Raw genomic sequence first — 21889 nt, 5'->3', positions numbered from 1 at the left:
CGACCACGGGTCCCCGCCGGGCGCGGCGCCTCCGGCCGGCCGCGACGGGCGGGGATCTCCCAGGCAGCGACCTGGTACCGGTGCGGTGGGGACACGCCCTCCGCACTGAGGGCTTCACCGGGTGGGCGCTCGGCACGGGTGCCCACCCCCCAGACGATTCATCCGGGTCCCGAAGAGGAAATTGGACAATGGCTTCCGTAAACATGGCCGACGTCAAGCGCCTTCGTGAGCTGACCGCCGCCGGCATGATGGACTGCAAGAAGGCGCTCGAGGAGTCCGAGGGCGACTTCGACAAGGCCGTTGACATCCTGCGCCTGAAGGGCGCCAAGGACGTCGGCAAGCGCGAGGCCCGCACCGCGTCGAACGGCCTGGTCGCCGTCAAGCACGAGGGCGACTCCCTCGCGGCGCTGCTGGAGCTCAACTGCGAGACCGACTTCGTCGCCAAGAACGAGCGCTTCCAGGAGCTCGCGGCCGAGATCGTCGCGCACATCGTCGCGACCAAGCCCGGCGACGTGCCGACCCTGCTCGAGTCCCAGCTGAACGGCAAGACCGTCAAGGAGCTGCTCGACGAGGCCAACGCGGCGCTCGGCGAGAAGATCGAGATTCGCCGGTTCTCGCTGCTCGAGGGTGGCTTCATCACCTCCTACATGCACAAGACCGACCCGCAGCTCCCGCCGGCCGTGGGCGTGCTCGTGCAGCTCGACACGCCGAACGCCGAGATCGCCAAGGACATCGCTCAGCACACCGCCGCCATGGCGCCGAAGTACCTGAGCCCCGCCGAGGTGCCCGCCGAGGTCGTCGAGAAGGAGCGGTCGCTGTTCGAGCAGATGACCCGCGAGGAGGGCAAGCCCGAGGCCGCCATCCCGAAGATCGTCGACGGCCGGGTCAACGGCTGGTACAAGGACTTCACCCTGCTCGAGCAGGCGTTCGTGAAGGACAACAAGAAGACGATCAAGAAGGTCGCGGAGGAGGCCGGCGTCAAGGTCCTGGCCTTCACCCGTTACAAGGTCGGCCAGGCTTAGGCTTACAGCCAGGAGCTTTTCGACCCGCGCTGACAACCGAGGAGGCCGCCGCCGTGCAGGAGAACACCAGACCCGCCACGCCGGCGGCTTCGTCGTACGACGGGCCGCTGCGCTGGAAGCGGGTGATGCTGAAGCTGTCGGGCGAGGCGTTCGCGGGCGGCGAGTCGCTCGGCATCGACCCGCGTGTCGTCGCCCAGTTGGCGGACTCGGTCGCCGAGGCGGTCCGTGAGGGCGTGCAGGTGGCGGTCGTCGTCGGCGGCGGCAACATGTTCCGCGGCGCGGCGCTGTCGCAGGGCGGCATGGACCGCGCCCGGGCCGACTACATGGGCATGCTCGGGACCGTCATCAACTGCCTCGCCCTGCAGGACTTCCTGGAGAAGCGCGGCATCGACACCCGCGTACAGACCGCGATCACGATGCAGCAGGTCGCCGAGCCGTTCCTGCCGCGCCGCGCGATCCGCCACCTGGAGAAGGGGCGCGTGGTGATCTTCGGCGCGGGCCTCGGCTCGCCGTTCTTCTCGACCGACACCTGCGCCGCGCAGCGCGCGCTGGAGATCGGCGCCGAGGCGTTGCTCAAGGGCACCCAGGTCGACGGCGTGTACGACTCGGACCCGCGCAAGAACCCCGACGCGGTCCGGTTCGACCAGCTTGAGTACGGTGAGGTGCTGACGCGGGGTCTCGGGGTCATGGACGCCACCGCGATCAGCCTGTGCATGGACAACGGCCTGCCCATCGTGGTCTTCGACCTCATGGGCGAGGGCAACATCCTCCGGGCGGTCCGTGGTGAGAAGATCGGCACGCTGGTGAGTCCGGCAGGGAAGTAGGGAGCCGCAGTGATCGACGAAACCCTCCTCGAGGCCGAGGAGAAGATGGACAAGGCGGTGACGGTCGCCAAGGACGACTTCGCGAGCATCCGCACCGGCCGCGTCACGCCCTCGATGTTCAACAAAATCACCGTTGACTACTACGGGTCGCCGACGCCGATCCAGCAGCTCGCGTCGTTCCACGTCCCCGAGGCGCGCATGGTGCTCGTGCAGCCGTACGACAAGGGCTCGCTGAACGCGGTCGAGAGGGCCATCCGCGACAGCGACCTCGGCGTCAACCCCAGCAACGACGGCACCGTGATCCGCGTGGTGTTCCCCGAGCTGTCGGAGGAGCGCCGCAAGGAGTACATCAAGGTCGCCCGCAACAAGGCGGAGCACGGTCGGGTGTCGGTGCGGAACATCCGCCGGCACGCCAAGGAGATCCTCGACAAGCTCGTCAAGGACGGCGAGGCGGGCGAGGACGAGGTCCATCGCGCGGTCAAGGAGCTCGACGACCTCACCCAGAAGCACGTCGCGAAGATCGACGAGTTGCTGAAGCACAAGGAAGCCGAGCTGCTCGAGGTCTGACGACGCGGCCCGGCATCCGGGCCCGTACGGCTTGACCGTGATCCTTGTGCCGCACCGCGACAGCGGGCGGCACAAGGATCACGCGTATATAGAGAGTGGGACGCTGTGGACGGAACTGCTGCCGCCGGCGACCGGAACCCGGCGGAGGGCCCGGCGGGCCCCTCCGGCGCCGGACACGGTCCCGAGACGGGCGGTCGCACCGGCGCCGGTCCGGGCGCCGGGCAGGCTTCCGCGTCGAACGGCCTCGCCGGCGCCGGCGCGGATCGCGGTGGCGCGCAGAGCGGGGCCACCGGTTCCGGCCCGGGCACGGCGGCCACGCCGGCATCAACACCGGGCGGTCTCGCGGACCCGGTGGGAACCGGTGCCGCGGCCCCGCAGGGTGACGCCCCCAAGAAGGGCCGTACGGGCCGCAATCTCCCGGCCGCGGTGGGGGTCGGCGTCGTGCTCGGCGCGGCGGTCATCGGCTCGCTCTACACCGTGAAGGTCGCCTTCCTGGCCGTGGTCCTGCTGGCCGTCGGCGTCGGCATACACGAGATCGTCAAGGCGTTCGGCGGGTTCGGCATCCGGGTGCCGCTGCCGCCCCTCCTGGCCGGCATGGCGGCCATGGTGCTCGGGCCCTACTGGTGGGGCACGACCTTCCTGGTCGGCGCGTTCGGCGTGACCGTGATGGTGCTGCTGACCTGGCGCATGTTCCAGGGAGCCGAAGGCTACGTCAGGGACGCGACCGCGGCGGTGTTCGTCGCGGTATATCCGGCGCTGCTCGCGGGCTTCGTGCCGCTGCTGCTGGCTCCAGAGGACGGGCCGGATCGTGTGATCGTCTTCGTCGCGGTCACCGTGTGCAGCGACATCGGCGGCTACTTCGCCGGGATCTTCCTCGGCAAGCACCGGATGTCTCCGCTCATCAGCCCGAAGAAGACCTGGGAGGGCTTCGCCGGGTCCACCCTCGCCTGTGTCGTGGGCGGCGCGTTACTGGTCCACTTCCTGTTGCAGGGTGAGTACTGGGAAGGCGCCGTCGTCGGCCTGACCGGAGTGGTGTGCGCGACGCTCGGCGACCTGGTCGAGTCGGTCGTCAAGCGTGACATCGGCATCAAGGACATGGGCACGCTGCTGCCGGGGCACGGCGGGGCCATGGACCGCCTCGACTCGCTGCTGTTCACGCTCGTCCCCGTGTGGCTGCTGCTCACGCTCCTGGTCCCGGTGGCCTGACGCCGGCGTCGGCGTCGGCGAGTCCGGTCCCGGGTCAGATCCGGCTGGTCAGCGCCAGCCGTTCGCTGATCGCCCGATGACCGTGGTCGGCCACGAGGCGCAGCTCGGACTCGGTGAGCGGGAGCAACCACAGCCACCGTACGGCGTCGCCGCCAAAGACGAATCCCGACATGTCCGGCAGGCCGGGCGGGTCTGTCAGCATGAGCACCCCCTGGTGCCCGCCGTCCAAGGGGAACGTGACCGGGTTCTGGAACCAGCGGGCCGTGTGCCCGTGCCCCAGCCACGTCACCGACCGCCATGGATACTGCCCGAGCCAGGCGAACAGCCGTGCGGCGACCCTCGGATCCTGCCTGGTCGCCAGCGCGAGTTCCACCCGGCACGCCGTGTCGTACATCTCCGCGGCGGGCATCCGCTGGCAGCTCATGCCCACGGTGGACAGGACCGTGTAGTCCCGGGTGAACGTGGGCGGCCGCTCGCTGACCCCCACCATGGGGAAGCGGTCGCCGCCGACGTCCCAGTAGCGGCCCGGCGCTCCGAGCCTGCTGTCGAGGTGGCCGAGCACGAACTGCTGGAAGGTGGCCCAGCTGCCCTCCGCCTGCCGCCACTGCCAGTACGCGCGGGCCTTGGCCACCCGGGGGGACAGGCCCTCCAGCGCCTCGCCGAGCGGCCAGGCGAACGGCGACTCCCCGACGGCGTCCCGCGCGTACCCGGGCATGCCGCGCTCCAGGTCGGCCCACGCCGGAATGACCGCCAGGAGCGTGTCGTTCTCGTACAGGGCGACGCCGTCGCCCTCCTCGAACCACAGCACCGACAGCGACTCCGCGTCGAGGGGCGGCCGGCCGGAGGGATGCGCGGTGTGCGCCTCGGGCATCACCGGCGGCAGCCCGGCGTCTGCCCGGGCGAGATCGGCCTCGGCGGGCGCGGGGACGTGGTTGGCCAGCCAGACCGCTCCGTGGACGATCCCCTTCGCGTCGCGAAGGTAAGCTACGGAGGAGGTCCGGTCGGCTTCGATCGTCAGTGTGCGGCTCCCGTAGGGGTTGGGGCTGGTGAGCACGACAGTGGTGTCCACACCTCACCTCTCGTACGCCTCCGGGATTCGACCGCCAGACAGAATGTAAAGCCGCGTGCGCCAGTCGTTAAGACCATGGCGGCGGGAGATGGAAAGGGTTTTGCGTGAGCGAGCAGCCGAAGACCGGGCAGCTGACCTTCGTGGCGCCCCGCCGGGCCAAGCCGCAGCGCCACCTGGCCGACCTGACCATGGCCGAACGCAGGGCGGCGGTGGCGGAGCTGGGGGAGAAGCCGTTCCGCGCCGACCAGCTCTCCCGTCACTACTTCACCCGGCTCACCGGCTCTCCTGAGCAGATGACCGACCTGCCGGGCGCGCTGCGCGAGCGGCTGGTCGAGCAGCTCATGCCGCCGCTGCTGACGTCCGTACGCGAGATCACCTGTGACGGCGGCATGACGCGCAAGACGCTGTGGAAGCTGTTCGACGGCTCGCTGGTCGAGTCGGTCCTGATGCGCTACCCCGACCGCGTCACGATGTGCGTCTCCTCCCAGGCCGGGTGCGGCATGAACTGCCCGTTCTGCGCCACCGGCCAGGCCGGGCTCACCCGAAACATGTCCACCGCCGAGATCGTCGAGCAGGTCGTCGCGGGTGCCCGGGCGCTGGCCCGCGGCGAGGTCCCGGGCGGGCCGGGCCGGGTGACCAACGTGGTCTTCATGGGCATGGGCGAGCCGATGGCCAACTACAAGGCCGTCATCGGCGCCGTACGCCGCCTGGTCGACCCGGCGCCGGAAGGCCTCGGCATCTCGGCACGCGGGGTCACGGTCTCGACGGTCGGCCTGGTGCCGGCGATCGGCAAGCTCGCCGACGAGGGCCTGCCGGTGACGCTCGCCGTCTCCCTGCACGCGCCGGACGACGAGCTCAGGGACACGCTCGTGCCCATCAACACGCGGTGGAAGGTCGCCGAGGTGCTCGACGCGGCGTGGGACTACGCGGCCAGGACCAAGCGGCGCGTGTCCATCGAGTACGCCCTGATCAAGGACATCAACGACCAGGAGTGGCGGGCCGACCTGCTCGGCCGCCTGCTCAAGAACAAGCTCGTGCACGTCAACCTGATCCCGCTCAACCCCACGCCCGGCTCCAAGTGGACCGCCTCCCGCCCCGAGGACGAGCGGGCGTTCGTACGCCGCCTGGAGTCCCACGGCGTCGCCGTCACCGTACGGGACACCCGGGGACGGGAGATCGACGGGGCGTGCGGGCAGCTCGCCGCCGCGCCCCAGCCCTGATCCCGGTTCAGGGCCGGGTACGGCGCAGCCACGCGTAGGCCGTCAGGCCGATCGCGGGCCACAGCAGCGACTGCACCGTGAGAAGAGGCAGGGTCGCCTGCAGTTCGCCGTGGTGGGCGTCGCGCATCCAGCCCATGACCGGCACGGTGAGCCAGCGGCCCCCGGCCAGGCTGATCACCAGCATCGACAGGTAGCCGAGGATCAGGGCGATGGTGGAGACGGCGGGGGAGGGCAGGATCGGGCGGCTGGTCAGCGCCCCGAGTGTGAGCCCCGCCACCGCCGACAACAGGTGCAGCCACACCCCGGCCAGGAGCACGGTGAGCGTGGGAGAGGCGGCGAGGCGGGCGAGCAGCGCGGCCTCGGCGACCGCGGCCAGGACGAGCAGCGACGAGAACGCCGCCAGCAGTCCGCTCACCAGTTCTCTCGGCCCAAGCGCGGACAGGGCGACGCTGCGCTGCTCGTCGGGTTCGGTGTCGAGCAGGCCGCGCGCGGCCCAGGCGAGCACCGGTACGAGCATGGCCGCCGAGTCCGCGGTGGCGGCGATCTCCTGACCGGCGGGGACGGCGGTCGCGTAGAGGATCGCCAGCAGTGCCAGCAGCCCGATGAGAGGCTGCAGGGCCCGGTGGGAGGCGACGTAGCCGGCGACGCGGAAGCGCGCCAGCGCGATCACGGATGTCATCCGGCGGCCTCCCCGGCGACGCGGGACGTGGTGCGCCCCGAAACATGGACCGTGCATCCCTCGGCACGCAGACGCCGGGCCAGGTCGTCCGCCCGCGACGCGGCCACCGCCACCTCCAGCACGGTCAGGGCCGGCTCGCCGGTCTCCTCGACCGGCTCGAGTTCCCGTACGGCGCGGTCGCGGACCTCACAGCGGCGCAGGCCGGGAAAGGCGCGCAGATCGCCCTGGTGGTCGCTCACCACCACGATCCCGCCGCGCGTGCGGATCTCCTCGATGATCGTGGGGAGTTCGGCCCGGGTGGCGGCGTCGAGCCCGGCGAAGGGCTCGTCGAGCACGAGCAACCCCGGTTCGGCGAGCAGCGCCTGCGCGAGGCCCACCTTGTGCGCGCTGCCCTTGGACAGGTCGGGCAGGCGCTGTCCGAGCAGATGATCCATGCCGAGCCGCTCGCTCCACCGGCCGATCGCGTCCGGGCTCACCCTCCGGACCGCCGCCATGTGCCGCAGGTAGGACGCCACGGTGAACGGCTGGTCCGCGGGGAACCGCTCGGGGGCGTATCCGACGACGCGGGGACGATCCTGGACGCTTCCGCGTACGGGCCTGAGCAGCCCGGCGACGAGCCGCAGCAGGGTCGACTTGCCGGTGCCGTTGGGCCCGGTGACCTCGACCACGTCTCCCGGATCGAGGACGAGACCGGCGTCCCGCAGGACCCAGGGGGCTCGCCGTCCGTACCGGAAGGAGAGACTGGCGATCCGCATAGTTTCTGGAGCTTATCGGGATGTTCCTCCAGGCGTACCGACATCGGGCGATCTTTGGGTCTCGCCTTTCTGTTGGGACTCCCGTCAAAATGGTCGGGCATGAGCGATGGGCCGGAGGTCTGGTGAACCGCTTTCCCCGCGTCATGGCCGTGCGCCTGGGCTATGACCCCCAACAGGTCGACGACTTCGTGCGCAGGATCGAGTCGACGCTCGGGCGCGGCCCGGCCGACGGGCCGCCGGTGACGGCCGACGAGATCAGGAACGCGCGGTTCGCCGTCAAACTCGGCGGTTACAACGAGACGGCGGTGGACTTCGCGCTCGACGCGTTCATCGTGGCGGTCGAGGCCAGAGCCGGTCAGGGCGACGATTCGCGGGCGCGGCCCGCGGCCACGAAGCCCGCCACCCTGAGCCCGGCCGCCGCAGAGCCCGCCGCCGGAGAGCCCGCCACCACAGGGCCCGCGGCCACGACGCCCGCCACCACATGGCCCGGCGTCGCGGAACGCACCGCCAAGGGGACCGCCGCCCTGGAGACCGCAGTGACACAGCCCCTCGTCGCGGCGCCGGCCGCCCGGGCCACGGCGCGCCGTACGGGGGACGGGGCGCGCGCGGGGTCGGACACGGCCCCGGCGAGCGCCCCGGCGAACACCCCGGCGAACGCCCCCGCGAACGCCGCCGGGAAGCCGGGCACGCCACCACCGGAGCCGGGCACGGCGTCCTGGCTGGAGGCACAGGCGGTCCGGGTCGAACGCGTCGCCTTCCACCCCGGACGGCTCGGGATGGGCTACCGGGAGGAGGAGGTCGACGCGTTCCTCGACCGGGTGGTGGCGACGCTGCGCGGGACGACGGCCGAGCCGCTGACGGCGGAGCAGGTCAGGAAGGCGACGTTCGCCACCGTCGTGTTCCGGCCCGGCTACGCGATCCGCGAGGTGGACGGCTTCCTGGCCGAGATGGCGAGCGTGCTGGAACGCCGCCCCTGACCCGATCTGCACCCCTAAAAGCGCATAAATTCCAATTTTCGTGGAGCTATGCACCACGATGGGGATCATGCTTCGCAGATCATCCCCCTGGCCGGGGCTCCTCGCCGCCGGTCTCACGGCGGTCATGCCTCTGACGGTCATCCCTCTGGCGGCCGTGCCGGCGGCCCGGGCGAGCACCGGCTCCGCCGCCTACACTCCCGGCTCGGCCGGGCTCGGCGACCCGTACTTCCCCCTCGCGGGCAACGGCGGCTACGACGTCGCCCACTACGCGATCCGGCTGCGGTTCACCCCGGAGACCCGCCGCCTCAGCGCCACGACGACGATCACGGCGACGGCGACCAAGAACCTGTCCCGGTTCGACCTCGACTTCTCCGGGCCGGCGATCAGCGAGGTCGAGGTGAACGGCCGGCGGGCGTCGTACGTCCGGAAGGGCCAGGAGCTCGTCGTCACCCCCCGGCACGGGCTGCCGGCGGGGAAGAAGTTCACGGTCGAGGTGTCCTACGCCGGCCGGCCGAAGGCGATCAAGAACAGGGCGCTCGGCGTCGCCGGCTGGATCGACACCGAGGACGGAGCCGTCGCACTGGCCGAGCCGGACGGCGCCCGCAGCTGGTTCCCTGCCAACGACCACCCGCGTGACAAGGCCACCTTCACCTTCGAGGTCACCGCGCCCGAGGGACTGACGGTCCTGGCCAACGGCGAGCCGGACAACTCCGGCGTCGCCGGCCCGCGTGACGGCTACCGGACCTCGAAGTGGACGATGCGTCACCCCATGGCGCCGTACCTCGCCATGGTCGCGATCGGGAAGTTCACGGTCACCCGGGGCACCGTCGGGGGCAGGCCCAACATCACGGCGTACGACCCCTCGCTGGCCACGGAGTTCAAGCACCTGCACAGCACCACGGCCAAGGCGATCAGGTGGGAGTCGAAGCTCTTCGGCGACTACCCGTTCTCCTCCACCGGCGGCATCGCCGACCGGCTCGACGTCGACTACGCGCTGGAGACGCAGGGCAGGCCGGTGTACGACAAGGTCATGTCGGACGAGCTCGTGATCGTGCACGAACTGGCCCACCAGTGGTTCGGCGACAGCGTCGGCCTGCGCAGCTGGAAGGACATCTGGCTGAACGAGGGCTTCGCGTCGTACACCGAGTGGCTGTACCAGGAGCAGCACGGCGGCCCCTCCGCCGAGCGGACCTTCGCCGAGCACTACAAGCACAGGGCCGGCAGTAACTTCTGGAAGCTCAAGACCGGCGACCCGGGCCACGACGGCATGTTCGACTGGAACGCGATCTACGTGCGCGGCGCCATGACCGTGCACGCGCTGCGCAAGGAGATCGGCGACAAGACGTTCTTCACCCTGCTGCGCACGTGGGCCAGACAGAACCGGCACTCCACAGTCACCACGAAGGACCTCCTCGCCCTGGCGGAGCGGTTGTCCGGCCGGGACCTGGACGACCTGTTCGACGCGTGGCTGTACCGGGCGGCCAAGCCGAAGCTGTGACCCGCCCGGGCATCGGCTAGAGCCCGCCGAGCTGGGCCGCCGCCCGGATGGCCAGCCACACCTCGGCGAAGTCGCCGGTCGCCGACAGGTCGCGCCCGGTCAGCGCGCCGAAGCGGCGCAACCGGTACGACAGCGTGTTGGGATGCACGTGCAGGGCCCGCGCGGCGTCGTCGACGCGGCGGTCGCGCTCCATCCACGTGCGGACCGACGTGATCAGCTCCGACCCGTGTTCGGCGTCGTACCGCAGGACGTCGCCGAGCACGTGCTCGACCAGGGCGGCCAGCACGCCCACGTCGTCCGGCAGCCACCGGCCCGTGGTGTCCTCGCCGTAGGCGACCAGCGGCCGGCCCGCCTCGGCGGCGCGGGAGGCCGCCCACAGGGCCTCCCGCTGTGCGACGCGCAGCGACGACCCGGGCGCGACGGGGCGGCTGACGCCGGCCGCGATGCCGGGCACCGCCTCCAGCTCGGCGGTGGCGACGGCCGCCGCCGTCAGCACGTACAGGTCCCGATGGCGGCGGAGCATGAGGTGCGGATGCTCGGCGAGGGCCCGGACCACGGCGTCGTCGGCGGCGTCGCGCACCACGAGCAGCACGACGTCGCGGTCCGGCGGCAGGCCCATCAGGTCGAGCCTGCGCCGGGCGGTCTCCGGGTCGAGCACGTCCTGCAGCAGCTCGGCCAGCGTCTCCGCCCCCTGGCGGCGCAGCGTCTCGCGCTCGCTGCGCACCATCGCCACCCGCAGGGCGGCGACGGTCGCGATGTGCTGGACCACGGCGAGCCCGGCCGGGCGGGCGCCCTCCCGCTCGAAGGCGACCAGGAACCCGGCCGGCCCGCCGGGCGCGGGCACCGGGAGCGCGAAGCCGCCGGGGATCGTCGGTGGCGCGTCCGCCGAGGCGGGCAGCCGTACGGACGGCGGGGGCGCCGGCACGCCCGGCAGCAGCGGGCGGCCCTGCGGCGTGCTCAGGAAGATGTCGTAGCCCGACAGGCGCTCGAGCCGCCGGAACAGCCCCGCCGTGTCCAGCCCCTCGGACGCGAGCCAGCGCAGCGCGCCGAACACCTGCAGCTGGGCCCCCAGCCGCTGCCGGGCGTCCTCCTGCACCGCCGCCGCGACCTCCTGGGCGATCGCGATGAACGGCACGGCCAGCGGCACCTCCAGCACGGGGAACCCGCGCTCCTCGGCGGTGTCGAGGAAGGCCCGGCGCAGCGGGGGGACGTGCAGCCCCGCGCTGACGGCGAGCGCCGCCACCCCCGCGTCGTCGAGCCGTTCCAGGTACGCCCGCTGGGCGGCGGCGGCGCGAGGGACGCCGATGCCCGTCGTCATGATGACCTCGGCCCCGAGCAGCCAGGGCGTGGGGTCCTCCAGCTCGCTCACATGGGCCCAGGAGACCGACCTGCCGAGGCCGCGCTCGCCCGCCAGCACCCGAAGCTGCAACGCGGGAGAGCGCAGCAGGTCCTCCACGGTGTTGTGCCCGTCCACAGTCGTCAGCCTATTTCCCGTGATATCCCTAGTTGTCCTAATTGGAGGGTGAGCGCGCCGGAACCATGATCTGGAGGAACGCATGACGACGGCGGACGAAGGCGCGGCGGTGACGCGGGTCGCGGTCGCGCAGGTCCCGCTGCGGGTGGGCGACCCGGAGGCGAACCGTGCCGCCGCCGAAGCGGCGATCGTGGAGGCGGCCGAGGCCGGGGCCCGGCTGGTGGTGCTGCCCGAGCTCGTCAACAGCGGCTACGTCTTCTCGGGCGCCGAGGAGGCCGGGAGCCTCGCCGAGCCGGCCGACGGCCCGACCGTCACCGCCTGGACCCGCCTGGCCCGGGCCCACGACCTGGTGATCGTGGGCGGATTCTGCGAGCTGGCCGACGGCGTCCTGCGCAACAGCCAGGTCATGGTCGACGCCACCGGGACCAGGGCCGTCTACCGCAAGGCCCACCTGTGGCACGACGAGCAGGACGTGTTCACGCCTGGCGACGCGCCGGCCCCCGTCGTGGACACGGCGATCGGCCGTATCGGGATGATGGTCTGCTACGACCTGGAGTTCCCCGAATGGGTGCGGTCCGTGGGCCTCGCCGGGGCCGACCTCCTCGCCGTCTCCACCAACTGGCCCGCCTCGCCCGTTCCCGCCGGGGAGCGCCCGGTGCTGGTCGCGTACGCCCAGATCGCCGCCGCGGCCAACCGCATGTTCGTCGCCCTGGCCGACCGGTGCGCGGCTGAGCGCGGCGTGGACTGGGTGCGCGGGACGTCGCTGATCGGCCCGAACGGATACCCTCTGGCGGGCCCCGTGCTCAGGGACGGGCCGGCCGTGCTGGTCGCCGGCTGCGACCTGGCCCACGCCAGGAACAAGGCCACCGGCCCGCGCAACGACGTCCACCGCGACCGGCGGACCGATCTCTACTCGTGGCCTACGATCTGATCGGCCCGCCCGCGCCCGGGAGGCCTGACGCCAGGGGAGAAGCCGTGATCGTCGACCTGTCGGTGCCCGTCGTGAGCGGCATGCCCGTCTATCCCGGAGACCCCGAGGTCGAGATCGCGCCCGCCCTCACCGTGGTGGCCGAGGGCGTCAACGTCCTCGGCCTGCACCTCGGGTCGCAGTCCGGCACCCACGTGGACGCGCCGTTCCACATCGACGACACGCTGCCGACGCTGGACGACGTGCCGCTGGAGCGGTTCCTCGGTCCAGCGGCCGTCCTCGACGTCCGCGGCCTGCCGCCGCGCTCGCCGGTCACCCCCGGGACGCTGGAGGCGGTGTCGGGACGGCTGCGACCGGGAACCGTCCTGCTCGTCGCGACCGGCTGGGACGAGCACTGGGGGACGCCGGACTACCACGCCCATCCGTACCTGACGGAGGAGACCGCTCGCCTGATCGTCGCCGCGGGGGTGCGTACCGTCGGCATCGACGCCCTCAGCGTCGACCCGACGCCGGCGCCGGCCGACCTGCCGGCGCACCGGGCCCTGTGCGGGGCGCACGCGGTGATCGCCGAGAACCTGCGCAACCTGGGGCCCCTGCTGGAGGCCCAGGCCGCCGGCCGCCGGGTGGAGGTCTCCCTGCTCCCGCTGCGCCTGACCGGGGCCGACGGCGCGCCCGTACGCGCCGTCGCCAGGATCGGCTGAGTGCCTGTCCACTGCTCCCGGTGAAGTCGCCGCTTACTGGAGATCCGCAGCGGCGCGGCCGTCCCGAAGGATGAGTGCGCCAGGAATACGACACAGACCGGTACGGGGGTCACGATGAGCGCTGCGATCGAGACAGCGGTGGGGGCACGGGCGGAAACGGCCGGCGCGCGGGCACGCGCGCTGCTCTTCGAGGCGGCGGTGGCCGCCGAGGACGGCCGGGAGCGCGATGCGCGGGCCCTGCTCGCGGAGGCACGCGCCGCGATCGACCCGGACGCCGACCCCCGGGACATGCTGCCCATGTACTATCTTGCGGGCCTGTCCGGCCGGCTGGAGGGGGAGGAGAGCGTCAACCTCTACCTGCGCCGTTACCGGCGGCCGCAGATCGACCTGTTCTATCTCCTCACGCGGCACCTTCCGTTCGTACGCGCCGGATGCCTCGCCAACGCGCATCTGCTCGGCCATCTGGGCGAGCACGCGACCGCCACCCTGCTGTCGATCGGCATCGGGCAGGGCCGGCAGGAGAGCGCGCTGCTGGCGGAGGCGGCGGCACGGAACCTGCCGCTGCGTCACCTGGTGGTCGTCGGGGTGGACCCGGCCGCCCCCGCGCTGGCCGACGCGGAGATCAACCTGCTGCGCGCGGGCGCGGAGCACGGGATCGAGGTCACCTTCCACGCGGTGCCGCGCGCCACGGAGGCGCTGGACGACGCCGACTGGAGGCTGATCGGGCAGGCTCCCCGGCCGCTGCTCGCGGTGGCCTCCTTCGCCCTGCACCACATGGTTAATCCGCGTCCCGGGCACGACGCGCGCGACGTCTTCCTGCGGCGGCTGCGCGCCCTGGAACCCGCGGCCGTCGCGCTGTGCGAGCCCGGCTCGGACCATCACCAGGTGGGCCTGGCCGAGCGGTTCGTCAACTCCTGGCGGATGTTCGGCACGCTCTTCGAGGCCATCGACGGCCTGCCGCTCGCCCGTGCCGAGCAGGACGCGATGAAGAGCTTCTTCGGCAGGGAGATCCTGGACATCGTGGGCGCGGTGGACGACAGCGGCCGGTACGAACGGCACGAGACCACCGCCACCTGGCTGCGGCGCCTGCGGCGCTGCGGATACACGCCCACGGTGCCCGCGGTCACCGACGATCTCGCGGGGGTGCTGACGGCGCCGCCGGACTTCACCCTCGGCGTGGAGCGCGACCACGTCCGGCTCGGCTACCGGGACGTGCCCCTGCTCGCCGTGATGACGGCCGTGCCGGGCGCCGTCGTCAGTGCGTCCCCCACGAGTACGTCTGCTTGTGCAGCTTGAGGTAGACGAACGTCTCGGTCGCCCGCACGCTGGAGATCGCCCGGATCTTCCCGAGGATCTCCAGCAGGTGGGTGTCGCCCTCGCAGACCACCTCGACCATGATGTCGACCGACCCGGCCGTCAGCACCACGTAGTCGATCTCGGGAATCTGCGCCAGCTCGTCGGCGACCCGCTCGAGATCGCCCTCGCACTTGATGCCGATCATGGCCTGACGGGGGAAGCCCAGGGTCAGCGGGTCGGTGACGGCGACGATCTGCATGACGCCGAGGTCGAGCAGGCGCTGCACCCGCTGACGCACCGCCGCCTCCGACAGCCCCACCGCCTTGCCGATGGCGGCGTACGGCTTTCGCCCGTCCATCTGAAGCTGCTCGATGATCTGCTTGGAGATCTCGTCGAGCACCACCGGCCCACCCTTAGCGGCAGCCGCGCGAGCCTTGGGGGGAGTCGTCATCCTCGGGGGGTGTCCTCTCTTGGCGGGCTTCGGCCGCCGTAGCGACCTGGTGTTACAGCAGCGTTCTTGACATGTTGCGATCGTGGTCTGACATGTTGTCAGCTGAGTCGCTCGTGTCAAGCGATTCCGTAGCAATTTGGTATCTTAGCGACGAAATCCCTTGTCTGTGGCTCTTTGCTCTGCCAGAGTCGCGACAACTCAGCCACCTCAACAGGAGGTCAACGGTGACCACCCGTCTCCAGAACTTCGTGAACGGGAAGTTCGTCGACGCCGCGAGCGGCCGTTTCTCCGACGTCGTAGACCCTACGACGGGCGAGGTCTACGCCCAGGCACCGGTGTCGGGTCAGGAGGACGTCGACGCCGCCTACGCCGCCGCGACGGCCGCATTCGAGACGTGGGGCCAGACGACGCCGGGCGAGCGCGCGGCGCTGCTGCTCAAGGTCGCCGACGCCATCGAGGCCCGCGCGGACGAGATCAACGAGGCCGAGTGCCGTAACACCGGCAAGCCCCGCGCCCGCATGGCCGAGGACGAGACCCCGGTCGCCGCCGACCACTTCCGGTTCTTCGCCGGTGCGGCCCGCACCCTGGAGGGCCCCACCGCCGGTGAGTTCCTCGCCGACCACACCTCGATGATCCGGCACGAGCCGATCGGGGTCATCGGCCAGGTCACGCCGTGGAACTACCCGATGATGATGGCGGTGTGGAAGATCGCCCCCGCTCTCGCCGCCGGCAACACGATCGTGCTCAAGCCGTCCGACACCACCCCGGTCTCCACGCTGAAGCTGGCCGAGATCCTCGGTGACGTCCTGCCCGCCGGTGTCTTCAACGTGGTCACCGGCGACCGGGAGACCGGCGCCCTGGTCGTCGGGCACGCCGACGCCGACATGGTGGCGATCACCGGCTCGGTGGGGGCCGGCATGGCCGTCGCCAGGACCGCCGCCGACGACCTCAAGCGGGTCCACCTGGAGCTGGGCGGCAAGGCCCCGGTCGTGGTCTTCGAGGACGTCAAGGACATCAAGGCCGTCGCCGAGGAGATCGCCGGGGCGGGCCTCTACAACGCCGGCCAGGACTGCACCGCCGCCTGCCGCGTGCTCGTGCAGGAGAGCATCCACGACGAGTTCGCCGCGGCGCTGGCCGAGGCCGCCGCCGCCACCAAGCTGGGCGGTCTCGACGAGGAGGACGCCTACTTCGGGCCGCTGAACAACGCCAACCAGCTCGCCCGGGTCGAGGGCTTCTTCGAGCGGCTCCCCGAGCACGCGAAGGTCCTCACCGGCGGCACCCGCGTCGGCGACACGGGCTACTTCTTCGCCCCGACCGTCGTGGACGGGCTGAAGCAGGACGACGAGATGGTGCAGGACGAGATCTTCGGTCCCGTCATGACCGTCCAGACGTTCACCGACGAGGCCGACGCGCTGGCCAAGGCCAACGGCGTCCGCTACGGCCTGTCCAGCTCGGTGTGGACCACCGACCACGGCCGCGCGATGCGGATGTCCAAGCGGCTCGACTTCGGCATCGTCTGGGTCAACACCCACATCCCGTTCGTGTCCGAGATGCCGCACGGCGGCTTCAAGCACTCGGGCTACGGAAAGGACCTGTCCGTCTTCGGCCTCCACGACTACACCCGCGTCAAGCACGTCATGCACTACATCGGCGAATAGGTGCCACCGGCTCCGCCCGGACACCTATCGAAAAAGAGGGATAAGCCTGGAATGACAGAGATCCAGGCGGGCCCGGGGGCAGCCGTCGCGGCTGCCCCCGTATCAGGAGACGTGCCCGCCATCGAACTCGACAACGTGGTGAAGGAGTACGTCTCGCACGGCGAGGTCGTACGAGCGGTCAAGGGCGTGAGCCTCGCCATCGCGGAGGGGGAGTTCTTCTCCCTCCTCGGCCCCTCAGGCTGCGGCAAGACCACCAGCATGCGAATGATCGCCGGGTTCGAGGACCCCACCCAGGGGGTCGTCAGGCTCCACGGGGAGGACGTCACGAACGTCCCGCCGAACAAGCGTGACATCAACATGGTGTTCCAGTCCTACGCGCTGTTCCCGCACATGAACGTCTGGGACAACGTCGCGTTCGGGCTCAAGCGCAAGAAGGTCCCCGACGCGGAGATCAAGCGCCGCGTCGGGGAGATCCTGGAGGTCGTGGACCTGGTCGGCCGCGAGAAGCGCCGCCCGAAGGAGATGTCGGGAGGCCAGCAGCAGCGCGTCGCGCTCGCCCGCGCACTGGTCAACCGGCCCCGCGCGCTCCTGCTCGACGAGCCGCTCGGCGCGCTCGACCTCAAGCTCCGCCAGGCCATGCAGATCGAGCTCAAGCGCATCCAGCGGGAGGTCGGGATCACGTTCGTCTACGTGACGCACGACCAGAGCGAGGCGCTGACGATGAGCGACCGCATCGCGGTCATGAACGACGGCCTCGTGGAACAGCTCGCCGGCCCCCGCGAGATCTACGAGCGGCCCGCCAGCAAGTTCGTGGCCGGGTTCATCGGCACCTCCAACCTGCTGAGCGGAACGGTGCGACAGGTCAGCGGTGACACCGCCGTGCTCGCCCTCGGTCAGAGCGACCGGATCCTCATCCCCGCGGACGGCTCGCTCACGGCGGGCCAGACCGTCGATCTCACGGTCCGGCCGGAGAAGATCAAGATCGCGAAGGTCCAGCCCGAGGGCGACCTCAGCGTCGTGCGGGGGACCGTGGCCGAGGTCGTCTACCTCGGCACCTCCAACAGCTACGTCGTGATGCTCGGCGACGGCGCCGAGATCACGGTGTTCGAGCAGAACGCGAACGACAGCACGATCACCGCCGAGCGGGGCGACTCGGTCTGGCTCTCCTGGCAGCCCTGGCACTCCTACGCCCTGCGGTAACACCCCGAACCCCCGCGGTAACAGAACCCGGAGCACCAAACCCCAATGAACCACCCATACAGGCAGGACCCCGCCTTCCTCCGTGGCATGACCCAGCGCCGGCTCGGCAGGCGCGACGCCTTCCGGCTCGCGGGCCTGTCGGCCGCCGGGCTCGCCCTCGCCGCCTGCGGTGTGCAGGGCAAGGGCACGGCCAAGCCGACCTCCTCCGCCCAGGCCCAGTCCGAGGTGGAGAAGTTCTGGTCGGGCAAGACGAAGAACGGCCACGTCGACTTCGCCAGCTGGCCGCTCTACATGGACCCCAAGCAGCCCGAGCTCAAGCAGTTCACCCAGCAGACCGGCATCACGGTGAACTACAAAGAGGTCATCCTCGAGATGCCGAGCTGGTTCGCCAAGATCCAGCCGCAGCTCGCCGCCGGGCAGTCGATCGACTACGACCTCATGATCGTCACCAACGGCCTGCACTTCGAGCAGCTCGTCCAGCTCGGCTACCTGGCGCCGCTCGACCACTCCAAGCTGCCGAACTTCGCGGCCAACGCGGCGGAGCAGTACAAGAACGAGTCGTACGACCCGGGCAACGTCCACAGCATCCCGTGGGCCTCCGGCATGACCGGCATCGCGTACAACCCGAAGTACATCGACACCCCGCCGACCAGCATCGCCGAGCTGTGGAACCCGAAGTACAAGGGCAAGGTCGGCATGATGTCCGACTCCCAGGAGATCGCCAACTTCGGCCTGTTCGCGGTCGGCGCCGACCCCGACAAGTCCACCCAGGCGGACTGGGAGAAGGCCGCGGCCAAGCTCCAGGAGCAGCGCGACGGCGGCATCGTCCGCAAGTACTACGACCAGGCGTACATGGACCCGCTGGCCAAGGGTGACATCTGGCTCACCATGGCGTGGTCCGGCGACGTCTTCCAGAAGAACGTCTCCGACGGCACGGACCTCAAGTTCGTGGTGCCGCAGGAGGGCGGGACTATCTGGACCGACAACATGACGATCCCGAAGACCGCGACGAACCCGGTCGACGCGATCATGCTGATGGACTTCTTCTACGACGTGAACGTCGCGGCGCACCTCGCGGAGTACATCAACTACGTGACGCCGGTCCCGGCCGCCAAGGACGTCATCGCCGCCGACGCCGCCAAGGCCTCGGGCGACGACAAGAAGCTCCTGGAGGAGGTCGCGAGCAGCCCGCTGGTGTTCCCGAGCAAGGAGGACACCGCCAGGCTGCGCAACTACGTGAACTTCAAGACGCCGCAGGAGCAGAAGAAGTTCGAGTCCATCTTCCAGGCGATCACGACGTCATGAGCAGGCTCAAGGCTGCGCTGACGCCGTACCTGCTGCTCTTCCCGGGCACGCTCTGGCTGGCGATCTTCTTCGTCATCCCGACGGTCGTCATGCTGTCGCTGTCGCTGCAGTCGGGCGACGTCGTGAACGGCTACGCGTTCACGTTCAACTGGCACAGCTACGTCGACGGGATCAGCACCTACCACGACCAGATCATCCGGTCCGTGGTGTACGGCGTGATCTCGACGGTGATCCAGATCGTCATCGGCTTCCCGGTGGCGTACTGGATCGCCTTCAAGGGCGGCAACCGCAAGTCGATCTACCTGTTCCTCCTGCTGCTGCCCTTCCTGGTGTCGTTCGTGCTGCGCACCATCTCCTGGCAGTTCTTCCTGTCCGACAACGGCATGCTGCTCGGGCCGCTGAAGTCGCTGGGCCTGGTGCCGCAGGACTTCCACATCCTGGCCACGAGCGCGGCGGTCATCGGCGGCCTGGCGTACAACTTCCTGCCGTTCATGATCCTGCCGATGTACGTGGCGCTGGAGCGGATCGACCCGCGTGTCCTGGAGGCCGCGCAGGACCTCTACGCGAGCAAGCTGCAGACCTTCCTGCGCGTCGTGCTGCCGCTGTCGCTGCCGGGAGTGTTCGCCGGTGTGCTGATGACGTTCGTGCCGGCCACCTCCGACTACGTCAACGCCTCCGTGCTCGGCGGCACCAGCAACACGATGATCGGCAATGTCATCCAGAACCAGTTCCTGGTCAACCAGGACTACCCGACCGCCTCGGCGCTGTCGTTCACGCTGATGGCCCTGCTGCTGGTGGGCATCTTCGCGTACGCCAAGGCGCTCGGCACCGAGGACGTGCTGGAGGTGGCGGCCCGATGAGGGGTGGCCTGCTGCGCGGCCGCGGCCTGCAGATCTACACGTGGCTGGTGATCGCCTGGCTCGTGCTGCCGATCGCCGTGATGATCCTGTTCGGCTTCAACGACACCAAGGGCCGGTACAACACGGCCTGGCAGGGCTTCACGCTCAAGTGGTACGGCAAGCTGTTCGAGATCGGCGACCTCACCCAGGCGCTGGTGAACTCGCTGCTCATCGCCGTGCTGACGATGCTGATCGCCGGGGTGCTCGGGTCGCTGATCGGGCTGGCGCTCGGCCGCTACCGTTTCCGCGGCTCCGGGGCGATGAACCTCGTGATGTTCGCGGCGATCTCCTGCGCCGAGATCGTGATGGGCGCGTCGCTGCTGTCGCTGTTCGTCACGCTCGCCGTGCCGCTCGGCTTCTGGACGATCGTGATCTCGCACGTCATGTTCTCGATCTCGTTCGTGGCCGTGACCGTGCGGGCCCGGGTGATGACGCTCGACGCCTCCCTGGAGGAGGCGGCGCGCGACCTCGGCGCGGGGCCGTGGACGACGTTCCGGCTGGTCACCCTGCCGATGATCTTCCCCGGTGTGCTGGCGGGCTCGATGCTGGCCTTCGCGCTGTCGATCGACGACTTCGTCATCACCAACTTCAACTCCGGCGGCACCATGACGTTCCCGCTGTGGATCTGGGGCGCCACGCGTGTCGGCCTCCCGCCGCAGGTGAACGTCATGGGAACGCTGATTTTCGCGGCCGGTGTGCTGATCGCCGTGGTCAACGCCCTCCTGGCACGCCGCCGCGCCAACGCGTGAGGAAGTGAGACCGTGGTCCCGTCGAAGGCGCTCGCCGACGCGGAGCGTAAGCCGTACTGGCTGGACCGGCCGATCGCGCCCGAGCCGCTGCCCCCGCTGACGGGAGACGTCACGGCGGACCTCGCGGTGGTCGGCGGCGGCTTCACCGGCCTGTGGACCGCCCTGATGGCCAAGGAGCGCGACCCCTCGCTCGACGTGGTCCTCCTGGAGGGCCGCGCGGTCGGGTGGGCCGCCTCCGGCCGCAACGGCGGGTTCTGCGCGGCGAGTCTGACCCACGGGCTCGGCAACGGCCAGGACCGCTGGCCCGCGGAGATCGCGACCCTGGAGCGGCTCGGCCTGGAGAACCTCGACGAGATCGAGCGGACCCTCACCCGCTACGGCGTCGACTGCTCCTTCGAGCGCACCGGCGAGCTGCGGGTGGCCACCGAGGAGTGGCAGCTCGCCGGGCTCGACGAGGAGGTGAGCGGGGCCGCCTCGCTCGGCCTGCCGCTGGAGCGGCTCGACCGCGAGCAGGTGCGGGCCGAGGTGGACTCCCCGACGTACCTCGGCGGCGTGTGGGACCGGCAGGGCGTCGCCATGGTCGACCCGGCGCGGCTGGCATGGGGGCTGCGCGACGTCTGCGTGCGGCTCGGCGTGCGCGTCTTCGAGCACACGCCGGTGCGCTCCCTGCACGACGACGGCGTGGCGCTCGAACTCGGCACGCCGAAGGGCCGGGTCAGGGCCGGGCGGGTGGCCCTCGGCACCGGCGCCTTCCCGCCGCTGCTGCGCCGGCTCAGGCACTTCCTCGTGCCGGTGTACGACTACGCGCTGATGACCGAGCCGGTGCCGGACGACCTGCTGGCGGAGATCGGCTGGCGGAACCGCCAGGGCATCGGTGACTCGGCCAACCGGTTCCACTACTACCGCCTGACCGACGACAACCGGATCCTGTGGGGCGGCTACGACGCCGTCTATCACAACGGCGGCCTGGTCAGGCCGGAGTACGACCAGCGCGACGCCACCTTCGAGAAGCTCGCCATGCACTTCTTCGAGACGTTCCCGCAGCTCCACGGCCTGCGCTTCACCCACAGGTGGGGCGGGGTCATCGACACCTGCAGCCGGTTCAGCGCCTTCTTCGGCACCGCGTACGGCTCGCGCCTCGCCTATGCCGCCGGATACACCGGCCTCGGCGTGGGCGCGACCCGGTTCGGCGCCAACGTCATGCTCGACCTGCTGCAGGGCCGGGTGACCGAGCGTACGGACCTGCGCATGGTGCGGGAGAAGCCGATGCCCTTCCCGCCCGAGCCGGTGCGGTCCGGCGTCATCCAGCTCACCCGCTGGGCCATCGCCCGGGCCGACGAGCACGAGGGCCGGCGCAACGCCTGGCTGCGCACCCTCGACGCCCTCGGGGTCGGCTTCGACTCCTGAGAAT

Annotated in this window: 21 protein-coding genes; 16 read left to right on the top strand and 5 right to left on the bottom strand. The window is 70.7% G+C overall.

Translation table 11 applies throughout. The features are described 5' to 3' along the window. Positions 1-188: 188 nt before the first annotated feature. The 4 genes from tsf (at position 189) to ACWEQG_RS37555 (ending at position 3619) form a co-directional block, all read left to right on the top strand. Positions 189-1022, top strand: a complete 834-nt coding sequence (gene tsf / locus ACWEQG_RS37570; protein WP_452292240.1) for a translation elongation factor Ts — start codon at positions 189-191, stop codon at positions 1020-1022. Positions 1023-1075: 53 nt separating this feature from the next. Continuing rightward, positions 1076-1846, top strand: a complete 771-nt coding sequence (pyrH, locus tag ACWEQG_RS37565; RefSeq protein WP_111701993.1) for a UMP kinase — start codon at positions 1076-1078, stop codon at positions 1844-1846. 9 nt (positions 1847-1855) lie between these two features. Beyond that, on the top strand, positions 1856-2413 hold the full coding sequence (frr, locus tag ACWEQG_RS37560; RefSeq protein WP_169981923.1) for a ribosome recycling factor: 558 nt from the start codon (positions 1856-1858) through the stop codon (positions 2411-2413). Positions 2414-2518: 105 nt separating this feature from the next. Next, entirely contained in the window at positions 2519-3619 is a 1101-nt protein-coding gene (locus tag ACWEQG_RS37555; protein ID WP_452292238.1) for a phosphatidate cytidylyltransferase, read from the top strand. A gap of 34 nt (positions 3620-3653) precedes the next feature. Here ACWEQG_RS37555 and ACWEQG_RS37550 read toward each other — a convergent pair whose 3' ends face one another. After that, positions 3654-4688, bottom strand: coding sequence for a suppressor of fused domain protein (locus tag ACWEQG_RS37550; RefSeq protein ID WP_452292236.1), 1035 nt, complete (start codon positions 4686-4688; stop codon positions 3654-3656). 104 nt (positions 4689-4792) lie between these two features. On the opposite strand from ACWEQG_RS37550, the gene rlmN reads away from it, so the two are divergent. Beyond that, entirely contained in the window at positions 4793-5908 is a 1116-nt protein-coding gene (gene rlmN / locus ACWEQG_RS37545) for a 23S rRNA (adenine(2503)-C(2))-methyltransferase RlmN (RefSeq protein ID WP_346229861.1), read from the top strand. Between the two features lie 7 nt (positions 5909-5915). Here the strand turns inward: rlmN and ACWEQG_RS37540 are convergent, their stop codons facing one another. Continuing rightward, positions 5916-6587 (bottom strand): hypothetical protein, encoded by a 672-nt coding sequence (locus ACWEQG_RS37540; protein ID WP_452292234.1) that lies wholly within the window; start codon positions 6585-6587, stop codon positions 5916-5918. Then, positions 6584-7342, bottom strand: a complete 759-nt coding sequence (locus tag ACWEQG_RS37535) for an ABC transporter ATP-binding protein (protein ID WP_452292232.1) — start codon at positions 7340-7342, stop codon at positions 6584-6586. The genes ACWEQG_RS37540 and ACWEQG_RS37535 overlap by 4 nt, the downstream gene beginning before the upstream one ends. A 122-nt stretch (positions 7343-7464) precedes the next feature. Here ACWEQG_RS37535 and ACWEQG_RS37530 point away from each other — a divergent pair, with 122 nt between their 5' ends. Further along, the gene (locus tag ACWEQG_RS37530; protein ID WP_452292230.1) at positions 7465-8319 is read left to right on the top strand and encodes a DivIVA domain-containing protein; all 855 of its coding nucleotides are present in this window, start codon (positions 7465-7467) and stop codon (positions 8317-8319) included. A 67-nt stretch (positions 8320-8386) separates the two neighbouring features. Continuing rightward, entirely contained in the window at positions 8387-9817 is a 1431-nt protein-coding gene (locus ACWEQG_RS37525; protein ID WP_452292228.1) for a M1 family metallopeptidase, read from the top strand. Between the two features lie 16 nt (positions 9818-9833). Here ACWEQG_RS37525 and ACWEQG_RS37520 read toward each other — a convergent pair whose 3' ends face one another. Next, entirely contained in the window at positions 9834-11291 is a 1458-nt protein-coding gene (locus ACWEQG_RS37520; protein ID WP_452292226.1) for a PucR family transcriptional regulator ligand-binding domain-containing protein, read from the bottom strand. 82 nt (positions 11292-11373) lie between these two features. On the opposite strand from ACWEQG_RS37520, the gene ACWEQG_RS37515 reads away from it, so the two are divergent. From ACWEQG_RS37515 to ACWEQG_RS37505, 3 genes are all read left to right on the top strand, one after another. Beyond that, positions 11374-12222 (top strand): nitrilase-related carbon-nitrogen hydrolase, encoded by an 849-nt coding sequence (locus ACWEQG_RS37515; protein ID WP_452292224.1) that lies wholly within the window; start codon positions 11374-11376, stop codon positions 12220-12222. 44 nt (positions 12223-12266) lie between these two features. Continuing rightward, the gene (locus ACWEQG_RS37510; RefSeq protein ID WP_452292223.1) at positions 12267-12920 is read left to right on the top strand and encodes a cyclase family protein; all 654 of its coding nucleotides are present in this window, start codon (positions 12267-12269) and stop codon (positions 12918-12920) included. Positions 12921-13034: 114 nt separating this feature from the next. Continuing rightward, a complete protein-coding gene (locus ACWEQG_RS37505; RefSeq protein WP_452292221.1) occupies positions 13035-14216 on the top strand; it encodes a GRAS family protein in 1182 nt (393 codons plus the stop codon). On the opposite strand, the gene ACWEQG_RS37500 is transcribed toward ACWEQG_RS37505, so the two are convergent. Then, positions 14176-14667 (bottom strand): Lrp/AsnC family transcriptional regulator, encoded by a 492-nt coding sequence (locus ACWEQG_RS37500; protein ID WP_169981911.1) that lies wholly within the window; start codon positions 14665-14667, stop codon positions 14176-14178. The two genes, ACWEQG_RS37505 and ACWEQG_RS37500, sit on opposite strands and share 41 nt — an antisense overlap. A 224-nt stretch (positions 14668-14891) precedes the next feature. Here ACWEQG_RS37500 and ACWEQG_RS37495 point away from each other — a divergent pair, with 224 nt between their 5' ends. Genes ACWEQG_RS37495 through ACWEQG_RS37470 form a run of 6 tightly spaced genes read left to right on the top strand, consistent with a single transcriptional unit; the run spans position 14892 to position 21885 of the window. Next, entirely contained in the window at positions 14892-16325 is a 1434-nt protein-coding gene (locus ACWEQG_RS37495) for a gamma-aminobutyraldehyde dehydrogenase (protein WP_452292219.1), read from the top strand. Between the two features lie 51 nt (positions 16326-16376). Continuing rightward, positions 16377-17525: an ABC transporter ATP-binding protein gene (locus tag ACWEQG_RS37490; RefSeq protein ID WP_452292217.1), complete on the top strand. Its 1149-nt coding sequence runs from the start codon at positions 16377-16379 to the stop codon at positions 17523-17525. Positions 17526-17570: 45 nt separating this feature from the next. Next, entirely contained in the window at positions 17571-18830 is a 1260-nt protein-coding gene (locus ACWEQG_RS37485; RefSeq protein WP_452292215.1) for a polyamine ABC transporter substrate-binding protein, read from the top strand. Beyond that, positions 18827-19690 carry an ABC transporter permease gene (locus ACWEQG_RS37480; protein WP_363473019.1) on the top strand — a complete coding sequence of 288 codons (864 nt, stop codon included), beginning with the start codon at positions 18827-18829 and terminating at the stop codon, positions 19688-19690. Before ACWEQG_RS37485 ends, ACWEQG_RS37480 begins: the two co-directional genes overlap by 4 nt. After that, positions 19687-20478 (top strand): ABC transporter permease, encoded by a 792-nt coding sequence (locus tag ACWEQG_RS37475; RefSeq protein WP_452292213.1) that lies wholly within the window; start codon positions 19687-19689, stop codon positions 20476-20478. The genes ACWEQG_RS37480 and ACWEQG_RS37475 overlap by 4 nt, the downstream gene beginning before the upstream one ends. Positions 20479-20490: 12 nt before the next feature. Then, positions 20491-21885: an NAD(P)/FAD-dependent oxidoreductase gene (locus ACWEQG_RS37470; RefSeq protein WP_452292211.1), complete on the top strand. Its 1395-nt coding sequence runs from the start codon at positions 20491-20493 to the stop codon at positions 21883-21885. The last annotated feature ends 4 nt before the right edge of the window (positions 21886-21889 follow it).

The organism is Microbispora sp. NPDC004025 (assembly GCF_053604425.1).
This window is presented reverse-complemented; position numbering and strand designations above follow the sequence as displayed.

Bases quoted from the DNA above. Each gene is read 5' to 3' on its own strand.
- ACWEQG_RS37480 (WP_363473019.1), top strand. From the start codon at position 18,827: ATGAGCAGGCTCAAGGCTGCGCTGACGCCGTACCTGCTGCTCTTCCCG.
- ACWEQG_RS37515 (WP_452292224.1), top strand. From the start codon at position 11,374: ATGACGACGGCGGACGAAGGCGCGGCGGTGACGCGGGTCGCGGTCGCG.
- ACWEQG_RS37490 (WP_452292217.1), top strand. From the start codon at position 16,377: ATGACAGAGATCCAGGCGGGCCCGGGGGCAGCCGTCGCGGCTGCCCCC.
- ACWEQG_RS37500 (WP_169981911.1), bottom strand. From the start codon at position 14,667: ATGACGACTCCCCCCAAGGCTCGCGCGGCTGCCGCTAAGGGTGGGCCG.
- ACWEQG_RS37525 (WP_452292228.1), top strand. From the start codon at position 8,387: ATGCTTCGCAGATCATCCCCCTGGCCGGGGCTCCTCGCCGCCGGTCTC.
- ACWEQG_RS37505 (WP_452292221.1), top strand. From the start codon at position 13,035: ATGAGCGCTGCGATCGAGACAGCGGTGGGGGCACGGGCGGAAACGGCC.
- tsf (WP_452292240.1), top strand. From the start codon at position 189: ATGGCTTCCGTAAACATGGCCGACGTCAAGCGCCTTCGTGAGCTGACC.
- ACWEQG_RS37485 (WP_452292215.1), top strand. From the start codon at position 17,571: ATGAACCACCCATACAGGCAGGACCCCGCCTTCCTCCGTGGCATGACC.
- ACWEQG_RS37475 (WP_452292213.1), top strand. From the start codon at position 19,687: ATGAGGGGTGGCCTGCTGCGCGGCCGCGGCCTGCAGATCTACACGTGG.
- ACWEQG_RS37535 (WP_452292232.1), bottom strand. From the start codon at position 7,342: ATGCGGATCGCCAGTCTCTCCTTCCGGTACGGACGGCGAGCCCCCTGG.
- ACWEQG_RS37540 (WP_452292234.1), bottom strand. From the start codon at position 6,587: ATGACATCCGTGATCGCGCTGGCGCGCTTCCGCGTCGCCGGCTACGTC.